Origin of the sequence: Ottowia thiooxydans DSM 14619 (genome assembly GCF_000422885.1) — a bacterium.
GTDB lineage: Bacteria > Pseudomonadota > Gammaproteobacteria > Burkholderiales > Burkholderiaceae_C > Ottowia > Ottowia thiooxydans.
Genome location: NZ_AUGX01000067.1, coordinates 1 through 14003, shown reverse-complemented (window position 1 = coordinate 14003; position 14003 = coordinate 1). Strand labels below are relative to the sequence as shown.

The 14003-nt window shown below is 69.2% G+C and carries 14 protein-coding genes; all 14 read left to right on the top strand.

Annotation, left to right across the window (positions count from 1 at the left end; all coding sequences use genetic code 11):
- The first annotated feature begins 187 nt into the window (after positions 1-187).
- The 14 genes from G518_RS0125760 (at position 188) to G518_RS36990 (ending at position 13807) form a co-directional block, all read left to right on the top strand.
- Complete coding sequence (locus G518_RS0125760; protein ID WP_036596180.1) at positions 188-940, top strand: electron transfer flavoprotein subunit beta/FixA family protein; 753 nt, start codon at positions 188-190, stop codon at positions 938-940.
- Positions 941-953: 13 nt separating this feature from the next.
- Positions 954-1976: an electron transfer flavoprotein subunit alpha/FixB family protein gene (locus tag G518_RS0125755; protein ID WP_028604949.1), complete on the top strand. Its 1023-nt coding sequence runs from the start codon at positions 954-956 to the stop codon at positions 1974-1976.
- Between the two features lie 19 nt (positions 1977-1995).
- A complete protein-coding gene (locus G518_RS0125750; protein WP_028604948.1) occupies positions 1996-3162 on the top strand; it encodes an acyl-CoA dehydrogenase family protein in 1167 nt (388 codons plus the stop codon).
- A 91-nt stretch (positions 3163-3253) separates the two neighbouring features.
- Entirely contained in the window at positions 3254-4255 is a 1002-nt protein-coding gene (locus G518_RS0125745) for a Bug family tripartite tricarboxylate transporter substrate binding protein (protein ID WP_028604947.1), read from the top strand.
- A gap of 48 nt (positions 4256-4303) precedes the next feature.
- Complete coding sequence (locus tag G518_RS0125740) at positions 4304-5467, top strand: thiolase domain-containing protein (RefSeq protein ID WP_028604946.1); 1164 nt, start codon at positions 4304-4306, stop codon at positions 5465-5467.
- 3 nt (positions 5468-5470) lie between these two features.
- Positions 5471-5887 carry a Zn-ribbon domain-containing OB-fold protein gene (locus G518_RS0125735; protein WP_036596175.1) on the top strand — a complete coding sequence of 139 codons (417 nt, stop codon included), beginning with the start codon at positions 5471-5473 and terminating at the stop codon, positions 5885-5887.
- A complete protein-coding gene (locus tag G518_RS0125730) occupies positions 5884-6777 on the top strand; it encodes a MaoC/PaaZ C-terminal domain-containing protein (RefSeq protein ID WP_028604944.1) in 894 nt (297 codons plus the stop codon). The genes G518_RS0125735 and G518_RS0125730 overlap by 4 nt, the downstream gene beginning before the upstream one ends.
- Complete coding sequence (locus G518_RS0125725; protein WP_028604943.1) at positions 6774-7691, top strand: SDR family NAD(P)-dependent oxidoreductase; 918 nt, start codon at positions 6774-6776, stop codon at positions 7689-7691. The genes G518_RS0125730 and G518_RS0125725 overlap by 4 nt, the downstream gene beginning before the upstream one ends.
- 28 nt (positions 7692-7719) lie before the next feature.
- The gene (locus G518_RS0125720; RefSeq protein ID WP_028604942.1) at positions 7720-8517 is read left to right on the top strand and encodes an enoyl-CoA hydratase-related protein; all 798 of its coding nucleotides are present in this window, start codon (positions 7720-7722) and stop codon (positions 8515-8517) included.
- Positions 8518-8559: 42 nt separating this feature from the next.
- Positions 8560-9528 (top strand): Bug family tripartite tricarboxylate transporter substrate binding protein, encoded by a 969-nt coding sequence (locus tag G518_RS0125715; protein WP_051237405.1) that lies wholly within the window; start codon positions 8560-8562, stop codon positions 9526-9528.
- 51 nt (positions 9529-9579) lie between these two features.
- Entirely contained in the window at positions 9580-10692 is a 1113-nt protein-coding gene (locus tag G518_RS37000; protein ID WP_051237404.1) for an acyl-CoA dehydrogenase family protein, read from the top strand.
- On the top strand, positions 10689-11852 hold the full coding sequence (locus G518_RS0125705) for an acyl-CoA dehydrogenase family protein (protein WP_028604940.1): 1164 nt from the start codon (positions 10689-10691) through the stop codon (positions 11850-11852). The genes G518_RS37000 and G518_RS0125705 overlap by 4 nt, the downstream gene beginning before the upstream one ends.
- Positions 11853-11869: 17 nt before the next feature.
- Positions 11870-13078, top strand: coding sequence for a CaiB/BaiF CoA transferase family protein (locus G518_RS36995; RefSeq protein WP_036596173.1), 1209 nt, complete (start codon positions 11870-11872; stop codon positions 13076-13078).
- A 6-nt stretch (positions 13079-13084) separates the two neighbouring features.
- Positions 13085-13807, top strand: a complete 723-nt coding sequence (locus tag G518_RS36990) for an MFS transporter (protein ID WP_051237403.1) — start codon at positions 13085-13087, stop codon at positions 13805-13807.
- Positions 13808-14003 lie beyond the last annotated feature (196 nt).

Below are 14003 nucleotides of genomic sequence, written 5' to 3'. Positions count from 1 at the left end.
GAAAGTCAATGAAATCAACGGTCTACCCAGACCACCCCCGCGCCAGTGCTAGCTTTGCGTACCGTCACTTATTGCACTGAAAACGAGGAGACCCCAAGTCGCAGAAATTTATTGCATTCTTTTCTGAACTCAGTAAATAATAAATGTCTGTCGACAGACAATTATTCAATAAATGCCAGGCATTAGCATGACCAAGATCCTCGTCGCCACCAAGCGAGTCACCGATTCGAATGTGAAGGTCCGCGTCAGGTCCGACGGCAGTGGCGTGGACATCACCAACGTGAAGATGAGCATGAACCCGTTCGACGAGATCGCCATCGAGGAAGCGGTGCGGCTGAAGGAAAAGGGCGTGGCCACCGAGGTCATCGCCGTGTCCTGCGGCGTGCAGCAATGCCAGGAAACCCTGCGCACCGCGATGGCCATCGGCGCCGACCGCGCCATCCATGTGCTGACCGACGTGGAACTGCAGCCGCTGGCCGTGGCCAAGCTCTTGAAGGCCCTGGTCGACAAGGAACAACCCGGCCTAGTGATCCTGGGCAAACAGGCCATCGACGACGACTGCAACCAGACCGGCCAGATGCTGGCCGCGCTGGCCGACCTGCCGCAGGCCACCTTCGCCAGCAAGGTCGAGATCGCCGACAACCAGGCCAAGGTCACCCGCGAGGTCGACGGTGGCCTGGAGACGCTGAGCCTGAGCCTGCCGGCGGTGATCACCACCGACCTGCGGCTGAACGAGCCGCGCTACGTCACCCTGCCCAACATCATGAAGGCCAAGAAGAAACAGCTCGACACCGTCAAGCCCGAGGACCTGGGCGTGGACGTGGCCCCGAAGCTGAAGACGCTGAAGGTCAGCGAGCCGCCCAAGCGCGGTGCGGGCGTCAAGGTGCCCGATGTCGCCACGCTGGTGACCAAGCTGAAGACCGAAGCCAAAGTGATCTAAGGGAGCCGAACAAATGACCACACTCGCAAATGTTCTCGTGGTGGCCGAACACGACAACACCACCATCAAGCCCGCCACCCTGAACACCGTCACCGCTGCGCTGGCCTGCGGTGGCGACGTCCACGTGCTGGTCGCCGGCCAGAACGCCGCCGAAGCCGCCAAGGCCGCCGCCCAGATCGCCGGTGTCGCCAAGGTGCTGCACGCCGACGCCGCCGGCCTGGCCCATGGCCTGGCCGAAAACGTCGCCGCGCTGGTGCTGGGCGTCGCCAAGAACTACAGCCACATCCTGTTCCCGGCCACCGCCAGCGGCAAGAACGTCGCCCCGCGCGTCGCGGCCAAGCTCGATGTCGCGCAGATCAGCGACATCACCAAGGTGATCCCGACTGCCCCCAGGCCTGCGGAGCAGGCCGCCCCCCGAGGGGGGCAGGAGAGCTCGGGAGCGGCCCAGCACTCTCCTGGCCCCGACACCTTCGAGCGCCCGATCTACGCCGGCAACGCCATCGCCACCGTGCAGAGCGGTGATGCCGTGAAGGTCATCACCGTGCGCAGCACCGGCTTCGACGCCGCGGCCGCCACCGGCGGCTCGGCCGCGGTGGAAAGCCTGGCGGCCGCGGCCGACAGCGCCCAGGTCAGCTTCGTCGGCGCCGAGATCGCCAAGAACGACCGGCCCGAGCTGACCGCGGCCAAGATCATCGTCTCCGGCGGCCGGGCGCTGGGCAGCGCCGAGAAGTTCACCGAGGTGATGACCCCGCTGGCCGACAAGCTGGGTGCGGCCATCGGTGCCAGCCGGGCGGCGGTGGACGCCGGTTATGCGGCCAACGACCTGCAGGTCGGCCAGACCGGCAAGATCGTCGCGCCGCAGCTCTACATCGCCGCCGGCATCTCCGGGGCGATCCAGCACCTGGCCGGCATGAAGGACAGCAAGGTCATCGTGGCGATCAACAAGGACGAAGAGGCGCCGATCTTCTCGGTGGCCGACTACGGCCTGGTCGCCGACCTGTTCACCGCCGTGCCCACGCTGGCACAACAGGTCTGAGCCGGGGAGGGGCGAACCGATGGACTTCCAGCAACCCGAAGAATTCCGCATGCTGCAGGAACTGGTGGCACGCTTCATCAAGGAGCATCTGCTACCGCTCGAGCCCGGTGTGCTGGCGCGCGAGACCGGCACCGGCCTGTTGACCCTGCCTGCCGAGGACCGCACGCGGCTCGATGCCGCGGCCCGCGAGATCGGCCTCGCGGGCCTGGACGCGCCCGAGGAATTCGGTGGCTTCGACATGCCGGTGGCGGCGATGGTCGGTGTCTACGAGGAGTTCGGCCGCACCGTCGTGCCCTACGAGCTGCCGCCCGATTCGCCGAACCTGCGCATGCTGCTGGAAACCGTCAACGAGGACCAGCGCCACCGCTACCTGCTGCCGTACGCCAAAGGTGAGACCCATTCGGCCATCGCCGTGTCCGAGCCCGGCGCCGGTGCCGATCCGTCGGCGATGCGGACCACCGCGGTGCGCGACGGCGACGACTGGGTGATCAACGGCCGCAAGCTGTGGATCAGCCGTGCCGAGAAGGCCGACTGGACCATCGTGATGGCGGTGACCGACAAGGCCAAGGGCTCGCGCGGCGGGGTCTCGGCCTTCATCGTCGACAAGGGCACGCCGGGTTTCATCGTCGAGCGCCTGATCCCGATGATCGGTGGCAAGTACACCTACGAGGTGCTGCTGGACAACTGCCGTGTGCCGGCTGCGCAGCTGCTGGGCCGCGAAGGCAATGGCTTCGGCCCGATGCAGCGCCGCCTGTCGAGCCGGCGCCTGCAGATGGCGGCCTGGTGCATCGGCCGTACCGAGCGGGCGCTGGACATGTTGTGTGCGCACGCGGTGCAGCGCAAGACCTTCGGCGAACTGTTGTCCTCGCGCCAGACCATCCAGTGGTGGATCGCCGATGCGCTGACCCGCCTGCACGCCTGCCGGCTGATGGTCCACGAGGCCGCTGCCCGGGTCGACCGCGGCGACGAGGCCCGGACCCAGGTCTCCATGGTCAAGGTCTTCGCCACCGAGATGGCCTGGGAGGTCATCGACAACGTGATGCAGGCCTTTGGCGCGATGGGCATGACCAAGGAACTGCCGCTGCAGCAGATGGCCAACGAGGCCCGGCTGATGCGCATCTACGAAGGGCCGACCGAAGTGCACCGCTGGCTGGTCGCCCGCAACCATCTCGCGAATTACCGATAACAACTGGGGACTGCCAGAAGTAGCCGGCGCCGATGCGCGCCACCACTGCAAGCTGCGTGCCCTGCCGGGCGCGCCCAACCTAGAGGTTCACATGAGTGTTCATCAGATCAGCCGCCGCCGCCTGGTACAGGCCGCCGGCGCCATCGCTTCTTCGGCCGCACTGCCGGCCTGGATCGGCCGGGCGCAGGCGGCCGAGCCCTTCCCCAGCAAGCCGTTCAAGTTCGTTGTGCCCTTTCCGGCCGGCAGCGGTACCGACACCACGGCGCGCCTGTTCGGCAAGGCGCTGGGCGACATGTCCGGCCAGCCGGTGACGGTGGAGAACCGTGGTGGCGGCAATGGCTTCATCGCCGTGCAGGCAGTGCTGTCGCAGCCGGCCGACGGGCACACGCTGCTGTTGGGCAGCAACTCGGTGCTGTCGACCAATACCGTGCTGCTGAAGAACATGCCCTACGACCCCGAACGCGACTTCGTGCCGATCGCGCGCATGACCATGGCCCCGTGCCTGGTGGTGGTGCCCGGCAACTCGCCGATCCGCAGCATGGCCGAGCTGATCGCCAAGGCCAAGCAGGCGCCCGGCGCGCTCAACTACGCCAGCGGCAGCGCCTCTTACATGCTGTACACCGAGTGGTTCAACAACATCGCCGGCATCAAGGGCACCGAGGTGCCGTACAAGGGGGCCTCGGAAGCGGTGAACTCGGTGGCCTCCGGCGTGACCGACTACGCGGTGGTGGACTCGGGCAGCTCGATCAAGCTGGCCGCCTCGGGTGTGATCCGCGCACTGGCCTTCACCGCCGAGGAGCGCTCGCCGCACTACCCGGGCGTGCCGACCTCGGCCGAGGCCGGCCTGCCGGAGTTCCTGGCCTTCAACTGGGGCGCTGCCGTGGTCAGCGCCAAGACCCCGCAGGCCACCGTCGACTATCTGCGCCGGGCCTTTGCACAGGGCGCGTTGCAGCCGGAGGTCAAGGGCTTCTATGGCAAGTCGTCGACCGCTGCGCTGTCCATGGCCATCGGCGAGGACTTCACGCGTTTCCAGAAAGAGGAAATCGAACGCTGGAAGCGCATCGCCCGGATCGCCGGCATCCAGGCGGTCTGAGGCCCGATCCCGCCGGCGCCCTCCGTTTCCCACTCTGTCCCCGCTCCAATGACCATCAAGAGAAAAGCCTGCATCGCAGGTGCCTTCGAGCATCCGCTGCGCAAGGCCGAACAGCACTCGACCGCACAGCTGCATGCGGAGTGTGCGCGCGGCGCGCTGGCCGATGCCGGCTTGGCGCTGTCCGACGTCGACGGCTACTTCTGCGCCGGCGATGCGCCTGGCCTGGGGCCGCTGTCGATGGTGGACTACCTGGGCCTGCGGCTCCGGCACCTGGACTCCACCGAGACCGGTGGCTCGTCCTATCTGATCCACGTCGCCCATGCGGCTCAGGCGATCGCCGCCGGCAAATGCAATGTCGCGCTGATCACGCTGGCCGGCAAGCCGCGCACCGACGCCGCCAGCGCCAAGCCGCGCGAATACGGCGCCACCTCGCCGGACGTGGCCTTCGAGTCGCCGTTCGGCATGAACACCGTCGCCGGTTATGCGCTGGTCGCGCGGCGCCACATGCACGAATACGGCACCACGGCCGAGCAGCTGGCCTGGATCAAGGTGGCGGCCGCCGCCCATGCACAGCACAACCCCCATGCGATGCTGCGCACCCCGGTGACGGTGGAGGACGTGGTGAACTCGCCGCTGGTCTCCGACCCGCTGCACCGCCTCGATTGTTGTGTGGTCAGCGACGGTGGTGGTGCGCTGGTGGTGACCCGGCCCGAGATCGCCCGCAGCCTCGGGCGCCCCATCGTTTCGGTGATGGGTGCCGGCGAATCGGTGCGGGGCGCCTTCGGTGGCTGGGACGGGCTGCTGACCACCGGCGCCCGGCAGTCCGGTGCGCTGGCCTTCGCCGAAGCCGGCGTCACGCCGGCCGACATCCAGTACGCCTCGATCTACGACAGCTTCACCATCACCGTGCTGCTGCAGCTGGAGGACCTGGGCTTCTGCGCCAAGGGCCAGGGCGGCCGCTTCGTGCAGGACGGCAACCTGATCTCCGGCATCGGCCGGCTGCCCTTCAACACCGACGGTGGTGGCCTGTGCAACAACCATCCGGCCAACCGCGGTGGCATCACCAAGGTGATCGAGGCGGTGCGCCAGCTGCGCGGCGAAGCCCACCCCAAGGTCCAGGTCGCCAACTGCGGCCTGGCCCTGGCCCAGGGCACCGGCGGCAATCTCGGCACGCGCCACGGCAGTGCCACCCTCATCCTGGGACGGGACTGATCGATGTTCTTATCCGAAGACCGCCAATGGCCGGTGCCGGCCACCAATCCCGAGAACGCCCCGTTCTTCGCCGCCGCTGCCGAGGGCCGGCTGCTGATCGGCCGTTGTGAGGCCTGTGGCAAGGCGCACTACTACCCGCGGCGCAGCTGTCCGCACTGCTTCTCCGACCGCGTCGACTGGCAGCCCGCCAGCGGCCGTGGGCACATCCACACCTATACGGTGGCCGCGGCGGCCTCCGACCGTCAGGTGTTGGCCTTCATCGACCTGGAAGAGGGCGTGCGCATGTTGTCCAACCTGGTCGATGCGCCGGCCGCGCGCCTGGCCGGCGGCGCGGCCGTGGCGGCACCGGTGCGGGTGGCCTTCGCCCGTGCCGGCACCGTGTGTGTGCCGGTGTTCGTGCTCGACGAGGAGCGGGCGTGAACCTCGAAGCCCTCGGCCGCTGGCAGCGCACCGTGGTGCAGGACTACACGGCCCGCGACAGCGCGCTGTACGCACTGGCGGTGGGGGCGGTGAGCGATCCACTCGATGCCGGGCAGCTGCGCCTGGTCGACGAGGCCGACCAGGTGGCCCTGCCCAGCATGGCCGCGGTGCTGGCCTCGCCCGGCTTCTGGGCCCGGGACGAGGCGGCGCTGGCGATCGACTACACCCGGCTGGTCCATGGCGAGCAGCGCATCGCGTTGACCCGCGCGCTGCCGGCCCAGGGGCGCATCGTCGGGCACTCGCGGGTGGTGCGTGTCGTCGACAAGGGGGCGGGCAAGGGTGCGCTGGTCACCGTCTGCAAGACGCTGGAGTCGGAGGATGGCCAGGCCTACGGACGGGCCTGGCAGCTGTTCTTCTGCCGCGGCGACGGCGGGTTTTCCGCCACCGCGGACGCCGACCTGGTGCTGGACGCCGAGGTGCCGCCGCCGCTGGTGGCCGCGCCGGCCCGTGTGCCCGACCACCGGGCCGTGCTCGCCACGCGCCCCGATGCCGCGCTGCTGTACCGCCTGTGTGGCGACGGCAACCGGCTGCACATCGATCCGGGCTTTGCGCAGCGCGCCGGATTTCCGCGTCCGATCCTGCACGGCCTGGCGACCTATGGCGCGGCGGCCGTGGCAGCCGTGCGGGCCTGCGCCGGTGGGCGGGCCGAGCGGCTGGTGGCGCTGGACGTGCGTTTCTCCGCGCCGCTGTACCCGGGCGAGGCGGTGGAGTTCCGGCTGTGGGAAGAAGGCAGCCACATCGCGCTGGAGGGCCATGTCCCGGCGCGCGAGACCCAGGTCATCGGCCATGGCCGCGCCGTTTTTCAAGCATCAAACGAGGTGAATCAATGAGCAGATCGATGCGCAACAAGGTGGCCGTGGTCACCGGTGCCGGTGGTGGCATCGGCCGCGACATCGCGCTGCAGCTGGCCGCGGCCGGCGCGTGTGTGGTGGTCAACGACATCGGCGCCTCGCTGAGCGGCGAGGGCAACGACACCGGGCCGGCCGAGGCGGTGGTGCGCGAGATCCGCGCCGCCGGCGGCTCGGCGGTGGCGAACACCGATTCGATCGCGACGCGCGAAGGCGCGGTGCGGCTGATCGGCCAGGCGGTCGAGGCCTTCGGTCGCATCGACTGTGTGGTGAACAACGCCGGCATCCTGCGCGACCGCTTCTTCCACAAGATGAGCGACGAGGAGTGGGACGCGGTGCTGAAGGTGCACCTGTACGGCTCCTTCTACACCAGCAGCGCGGCGGCCGGCTTCTTCAAGGAGCAGGGCGGCGGGGCCTTCGTCCACATGACCTCGACCTCGGGCCTGGTGGGCAATCGGGCCCAGGCCAACTATGCGGCGGCCAAGATGGGCATCGTCGGCCTGTCGCGCACCATCGCGATCGACCTGCAGCGCTCGGGCGTGCGTTCCAACTGCGTCGCGCCGTTCGCCTGGGGCCGGATGGTGGCCTCGATCCCGGTCACCACACCCGAACAGCAGCGCGCGGCCGAACGCAAGCAGCAGCTGATGACACCGGCCAAGGTGGCGCCGCTGGTGGTTTTCCTGGCCAGCGATCTGGCGGCCGATGTCAACGGCCAGGTGTTCGCCGTGCGGGGCAACGAGATCATGCTGATGAGCCAGCCGCGGCCGCTGAAGTCGGTGCACCAGTCCGAGGGCTGGACACCCGAGGCCATCGCCGCCCATGCGCTGCCGGCGATGCGCAACGGGCTCACGCCGCTGGAAGAAACCGCCGACGTCTTCAACTGGGCGCCGATCTGAATCGGCCTCCCCCCTGCGAAAGCCCGCCATGTCTACCGTCCTGCTCGACGTCGCCGACCATGTCGCGACCATCACCCTCAACGCCCCCGAGGCCCGCAATGCCTTCGTCGACACGCTGCGCGAAGACATGATCCGGGTCTGCGGCGAGGTCAACGCCGATCCCCGCGTGCGGGTGGCCATCGTCACCGGCGCCGGTTCGGCGTTCTCCGCCGGCGGCGACCTGAAGGCCATGCAGCGCAAGCTGCAGGCCACACCCCGTGTGCTGCCGCATGTGATCGAGCAGAGCTTCATCCAGGGCATCCACCGGCTGACGCGCAGCCTCTACCAGCTGGAGGTACCGAGCATCGCCGCGATCAACGGCCCGGCGATCGGCGTCGGCCTGGACCTGGCCTGCATGTGCGACATGCGCATCGCCTCGCAATCGGCGCAGTTCGCCTCCAGCTTCGTGCGCATCGGACTGGTGCCGGCCGACGGCGGGGCCTGGCTGCTGCCGCGGGCCATCGGCCATGCGGCGGCCGCCGAGATGATGTTCACCGGCCGCACGATCGACGCCGGCCAGGCGCTGCGCTGGGGCCTGGTCTCCGAGGTGCTGGAGCCCGACGCGCTGATGGCGCGTGCCCGCGAGCTGGCCGGCCAGGTCGCCGCCAATGCGAACGCCACGCTGCGCCTGACGAAGAAGCTGATGCGCCAGGCCGACGACCTGTCGCTCGATGCCGTGCTGCCCATCTCCGCGGCGGCCCAGGCCCTCGCCCAATACACACCCGCCCATGCCGAGGCGGTCGATGCCGCGCTGGCCCGGCGGCGTCCGGATTTCGGAGACATGTAGCAGTCCCTCAACCCCCTCTTCCTTGTTTTCCGGAGTAACGCGATGAACCTGTTGTCCAGGATGGTTTCGAGTTGTGTGCTGGCGGGTTGTGCCCTCGTGGCCGCCGCCCAGTCCAGTTTCCCCAGCAAGCCGCTGCGCATCATTGTTCCCTTCACGCCCGGCAGCGGTACCGACACGGCGGCACGGTACTACGCCGAACCGCTGGGCAAGCTGCTGGGCCAGCCGGTGGTGGTCGAGAACCGCCCCGGCGCCAACGGCGCGATCGGCGTGATGACGCTGAAGAACGCGCCGGCCGACGGCTACACGCTGCTGATGGCGAGCAATTCGCCGATCACGGTGAACCCGCTGACCGAGAAGAGCCTGGCTTACGACCCGTTCAACGACCTGCGGCCGATCTCCGGCCTCAGCCGCTCGATGTCGGTCTACCTGGTGCCGGTCAGCTCGCCGTACAAGACGCTGCAGGAGTTCACCGAGGCGGCCAGGAGCGGGCCCCATGCGCTGAACATCGCCACCTACTCGGCCGGCCAGATCCTGGCGAATGCCTGGTTGTCTCAGCTGTCGGGTGCCAAGCTGCAGAACGTCTCGTACAAGGGCCAGACCCAGATCATGACCGACCTGGAGGGCGGCCACATCGACGCGGCGCTGGTCGACATCAGCGGCGCGGTCACCCACATCAAGGCCGGCAAGGTACGGGCGCTGGGCGTCACCTCCGACAAGCGCCATTTCCAGGTGCCCGAGGTGCCGACGGTGCAGGAGGCCGGTTTTCCCGAGTACCTGTACCTGACCTGGCTGTCGGTCTACGCGGCCAAACACACGCCGGAGCCGGTGGCGGCCGTGCTGGAGAACGCGATGCAGAAGATCCTCGACACCGACTACGCACGGGGTTACCAGGCGAAGTTCGGCGGGGGCTCGCTGATGCCGCTGACCGCGGCGCAGCAGGCCGCGTTCCAGAAGGAAGAGTACGACCGGCTGAAGAGCATCGCCGACAAGGTCGGCATCAAGCCGCAGTGACGGCGGCCGCGTTCGGCGCGGCACCCACACGGTGCAACCCACAGGTATCCCATGGATTGGAATCCCACTGAAGACATGCGCTTGTGCCAGGAGCTGGCCAAGAAGTTCGCGGCCGAATTCCTGGCGCCGGCCCAGCGCCGGCACGAGGCCGGCCGGGCGCTGGCACCCGAGGTGCTGGCCAAGTTCGACGAGCTCGGCCTGGCGCGCATCGACTGGCCGGTCGACGACGGCGGCGCCGGACTCGGCCTGCTGGACCGCTGTGTGGTGCTCGAGGCACTGGCCACGGCCGATGCCGGCGCCGTGCCGGCGCTGAACCACAACGCGCTGGCCTGGCAGGCGCTGGCCGCCTTTGGTGGTGCGGCCGGACGCGAACGCTGGCTGGCGGACCGGTGCGCCGAGCCCGGTGCCACGGCCTACCTGCACGTGGACGCCGGCCAGTCGCTGGTGCTGGCCGACGGGCGGATCAGCGGGGTGGTCGAGTGGGCGCCGCTCGCGCGGCTCGACCGGCTGCTGGTGCTGCGCGGCGACAGCCTGCACCTGTTGACCGGGCCCTGGGGGCTGGAGCCGGTGCCGGGGGCCGGCCTGCTGGCCTCGGGCGCCTCGCGCATCGTGCTGCAGGCGGCACCCATTGCTCACAGCATGACGGATGCGGCGGCGGCCCGCCGGGTCCTGGCCTACGCGCGCCTGTGTGCCGTTGCGGCGATGGTCGGCCAGATGGCCGCGGCGGTGTCGGTGGCGCGGGACTATGCGGTGGACCGTGTGGTGTTCGGCAAGCCGGTGGCCCACCACCAGGCCATGGCCTTTGCGCTGGTCGACATGCACATGGCCGTGTCCGGCACGCGGCTGCTGCTGCAGGAGGCGGCGGCCCGCTACGACCAGGGTGCGGCCGTGGCCGAGGAGGCGGCCCAGTGTTTTGCCGAGGCGGCCCAGGCCGCGGACCTGGTCGGTCCGTTTGCGCTGCAGGTGCACGGCGCCTCCGGATTCATGCGCGACTACCCGGTGGAGAAATACATGCGCGAGCTGAAAACCCTGTCGCTGATGCTCGGTGGCATCGATGCCGCGTGGGCCGATGGTGTGCCGCGCCCGGTGTCCGGCGCCGGGACCGGCCATCACCATGCTTTCCTGCTGTCGGCGCCGGCCGTGGCGGCGGAGGGCACGGCATGAATTTCGAGATTCCAGCGGACATCCAGGCCGAGCTGGTGCGTACGCGCACGCTGGGCCGCGAACTGTTCCGGCCGGCCGGCCTGGAGGCGGATCGGCAGGGTGGCCCGCTGGCCACCGACCATCCGCTGTTCCGCCACATGCTGGCGCTGGGCTTCGGTCGCACCAGCTGGCGGCCCGACGGCCAGGCACCACACAAACGCAGCGCGGTCGCCCACGTGCTGGTCTCGGAGGAGCTGGCCTATTGGGACCGTGGCATCAGCATCGCGATGCCCGGCCCGGGCCTGGGCGAGCGGCCGGTGCTGGGCATGGGCACGGAAGAGCAGAAGCGGCGTTTACTGTCGCCGTTCCTGGCGCCGGAGCGCCCGCGCTGGGGCGCGTTTGCGATGACCGAGCCTTCGGGCGGCTCCGACGTGGCGGCGATCCGCACCCGCGCGACCAAGGTCGACGGGGGCTGGGTGCTCAACGGCGCCAAGGCGTTCTCCGGCAACGCCGAGCGGGCCGACTGGACGGTGGTCTGGGCCACCGTCGACCCGGGCCAGGGCCGCCGCGGCCACCGGGCCTTCGTCATCGAGAAGGGCACGCCGGGCATGGAGGGCTTCCGCACCGAATCGAAGATGGGCCTGCGCTCGTACGAATCGATCAGCTTTTTCCTGAACCAGTGCCGGGTGCCGGACGAGAACCTGCTGGGCGGTGCCGATTACTACGAGAAGGCGGCAGGGTTCAAGGGGGCGATGGACACCTTCAACTCCGGGCGTCCCGCCGTTGGTGCGATGGCGGTGGGCATGGGGCGCGCCGCACTGGACGAGGCCCTGCGGCTGGCCCGCGCCTCGGGGGCGATCGCGCTGCCGCGGGTGGCCGACCGGCTGGAGCGCATGCAGCGCCGGCTGAAGAGCGCCCTGCTCGTGGCGCTGCACGCCGCCTGGATGGCCGACCAGCGCATGCCCAACGTGCCACAGGCCTCGATGGCCAAGGCGCTGGGCCCGGCGGCTGCGCTGGAGGCGGCCCAGCTGGCGATGGAGATCGCCGGCCCCGCCGCTGCCGCGGGCGGCAGCGTGATCGAGAAGATCTTCCGCGACATCAAGGCAATGGACATCGTCGAGGGCACGGGCCAGGTGCAGCGCATGGTCATCGCGCGCGACCTGGTGCAACTGCCCCGCTGAACCTCAGGCACATCACCATGGACAAACCAAGCCACTCCAAGCCCGGCCCGCTGGCCGGCGTACGCATCCTGGACCTCACCGGTGTGGTGTTCGGCCCGCTGGCCACGCAGATCCTCGGCGACATGGGGGCCGAGATCATCAAGGTCGAGGGCCTGGCCGGCGACGGCATGCGGGCCAACGGCGTGTCGCAGCGCCGCGGCATGAGCTCGATCTTCCTGGCCGTCAACCGCAACAAGCGCTCGGTGGCGCTGGACCTGAAGACCGAACAGGGGCGCGCGCTGCTGCGCCGCATGATTCCCAGCGCCGACATCTTCGTGCACAACATGCGCACCCAGGCGATCGAGCGGCTGGGCTTCGGCTACGAGGAGGTCCGCGCGCTGCATCCGTCGGTGATCTACTGCGCAGCCACCGGCTTCGGCCAGGACGGGCCCCACCGCGACCGCCCGGCCTTCGACGACATCATCCAGTCGGCCTGCGGACTCACCGCGCTGAACGGCATCGGCCACGCGGCGCCGGACTACGTGCCTTCGCTGATCGCCGACAAAACGGCCGGCCTGGCGCTGGCGACGGCGATGCTCGGCGCGCTGGTCTGCAAGGACCGCACCGGTGTGGGCCAGTATGTGGAGGTGCCAATGTTCGAGACCCTGACCTCGTTCGTGCTGGCCGAACACCTGGGCGGGCTGACCTTCGACGGCAGCACCCAGCCGGCCGGCTACCAGCGCATCCTCACCGGCGGCCGGCGGCCGGCGCGCACGGCCGACGGCTTCATCGCGATGCTGCCCTACACCGAAAAACACTGGAACGCCTTTTTTGCGTTCGTCGACCGCTCGGACCTGGCGGCCAAGTACGACATGTCGGACCGCCACCAGCGCAATGCCCGCATCGCCGAGCTGTACGGCGACATGCATTCGATCACGCCGTCGCGCACCACGGCCGAGTGGGTGGCCTGCTGCGAGGCGCTGGACGTGCCCTGCACGCCGATCTATGCGCTGGAGGAGCTGGTCGACCACCCGCACCTGAAGGCGGTCGACTTCTTCGAGACGGTCGAGCACCCGACCGAGGGGCGCATCCGCCGGGTGCGGCCGACGGCACGGTTCTCCGAGACACCGTTGTCGGTGCGCAGCGAGGCGCCGACGGTGGGCCAGCACACCGACGAGGTGCTGGCCGAGTTCGGGCTGTCGGCGGACGAGATCGCCGGGCTGCGTTCCGCCCGCGTCGTGGCCTGAGCACCGTTGGCCTCCACCCGGCCCTGGCTGGCCCAGGGATTGCAGGTCCTGGTCATCGGCCTGGTGGTGGTCGACAGCATGGCCGTCACGGTGCTGCTGCCCCGGGTGGCGGCGGATTTCGACAGCAGCCGGGATGCGGCGATCTGGGTGGTCAACCTGTACCAGATGGTGGTGCTGGGCCTGCTGCTGCCGCTGGCCGCGCTGGGGCAGCAGATCGGCTTCAAGCGCATCTACCTCGGCGGCCTGCTGGTGCTGGGCGGGGGCGCGCTGCTGAGCGCGGCCGCTCCGACGCTGCCGCTGCTGGTGCTGGCCCGGGTGGTGCAGGGCATCGGGGCGGCCGGCGTGATGGCGGTCAACACAGCGCTGCTGCGCGCGTCGCTGCCCGCGTCGCAGCTGGCGCGGGCGCTGGCGACCCTGTCCACCGCCACCGCGCTGTCGATGACTCTGGCGCCTACATTGGCGGCCGTGGTGCTGGCCTGGGGCTCGTGGCGCTGGCTCTACCTGTGCACTGCGTTGCTGGCGCTGGCGGGCGCCGGGGCCGCCTGGCGGCTGCTGCCACCGGCCCGGCACACTTCGGCAGCCCGTATCGACCGGACCGACGCGCTGCTGAACCTGCTGGTGTTCGGCCTGTTCCTGCTGGCGCTGCGTCTGATGCCGGCAGGCCTGGCCTGGGGCCTGCTGGCCGCCGCGTTGCTGTTGGGGTCTCCTCGTTTTCAGTGCAATAAGTGACGGTACGAAAAGCTAGCACTGGCGCGGAGGTGGTGTTGGTAGATCGTTGATTTCATTGACTTTCCTGTTCACTTTCAAATCTGCGATTCGTGGCGTCAAACCGTGGTCGGTTTCATCCATTGGTGCCAGTTATCGATGCATTTGGCCGCGAAGGCAGGATTTGGTCAGCATAGCGGTCAACCGGGAAGCGAAACAC

Bases quoted from the DNA above. Each gene is read 5' to 3' on its own strand.
- G518_RS0125760 (WP_036596180.1), top strand. From the start codon at position 188: ATGACCAAGATCCTCGTCGCCACCAAGCGAGTCACCGATTCGAATGTG.
- G518_RS0125755 (WP_028604949.1), top strand. From the start codon at position 954: ATGACCACACTCGCAAATGTTCTCGTGGTGGCCGAACACGACAACACC.
- G518_RS0125750 (WP_028604948.1), top strand. From the start codon at position 1,996: ATGGACTTCCAGCAACCCGAAGAATTCCGCATGCTGCAGGAACTGGTG.
- G518_RS0125745 (WP_028604947.1), top strand. From the start codon at position 3,254: ATGAGTGTTCATCAGATCAGCCGCCGCCGCCTGGTACAGGCCGCCGGC.
- G518_RS0125740 (WP_028604946.1), top strand. From the start codon at position 4,304: ATGACCATCAAGAGAAAAGCCTGCATCGCAGGTGCCTTCGAGCATCCG.
- G518_RS0125735 (WP_036596175.1), top strand. From the start codon at position 5,471: ATGTTCTTATCCGAAGACCGCCAATGGCCGGTGCCGGCCACCAATCCC.
- G518_RS0125725 (WP_028604943.1), top strand. From the start codon at position 6,774: ATGAGCAGATCGATGCGCAACAAGGTGGCCGTGGTCACCGGTGCCGGT.
- G518_RS0125720 (WP_028604942.1), top strand. From the start codon at position 7,720: ATGTCTACCGTCCTGCTCGACGTCGCCGACCATGTCGCGACCATCACC.
- G518_RS0125715 (WP_051237405.1), top strand. From the start codon at position 8,560: ATGAACCTGTTGTCCAGGATGGTTTCGAGTTGTGTGCTGGCGGGTTGT.
- G518_RS37000 (WP_051237404.1), top strand. From the start codon at position 9,580: ATGGATTGGAATCCCACTGAAGACATGCGCTTGTGCCAGGAGCTGGCC.
- G518_RS0125705 (WP_028604940.1), top strand. From the start codon at position 10,689: ATGAATTTCGAGATTCCAGCGGACATCCAGGCCGAGCTGGTGCGTACG.
- G518_RS36995 (WP_036596173.1), top strand. From the start codon at position 11,870: ATGGACAAACCAAGCCACTCCAAGCCCGGCCCGCTGGCCGGCGTACGC.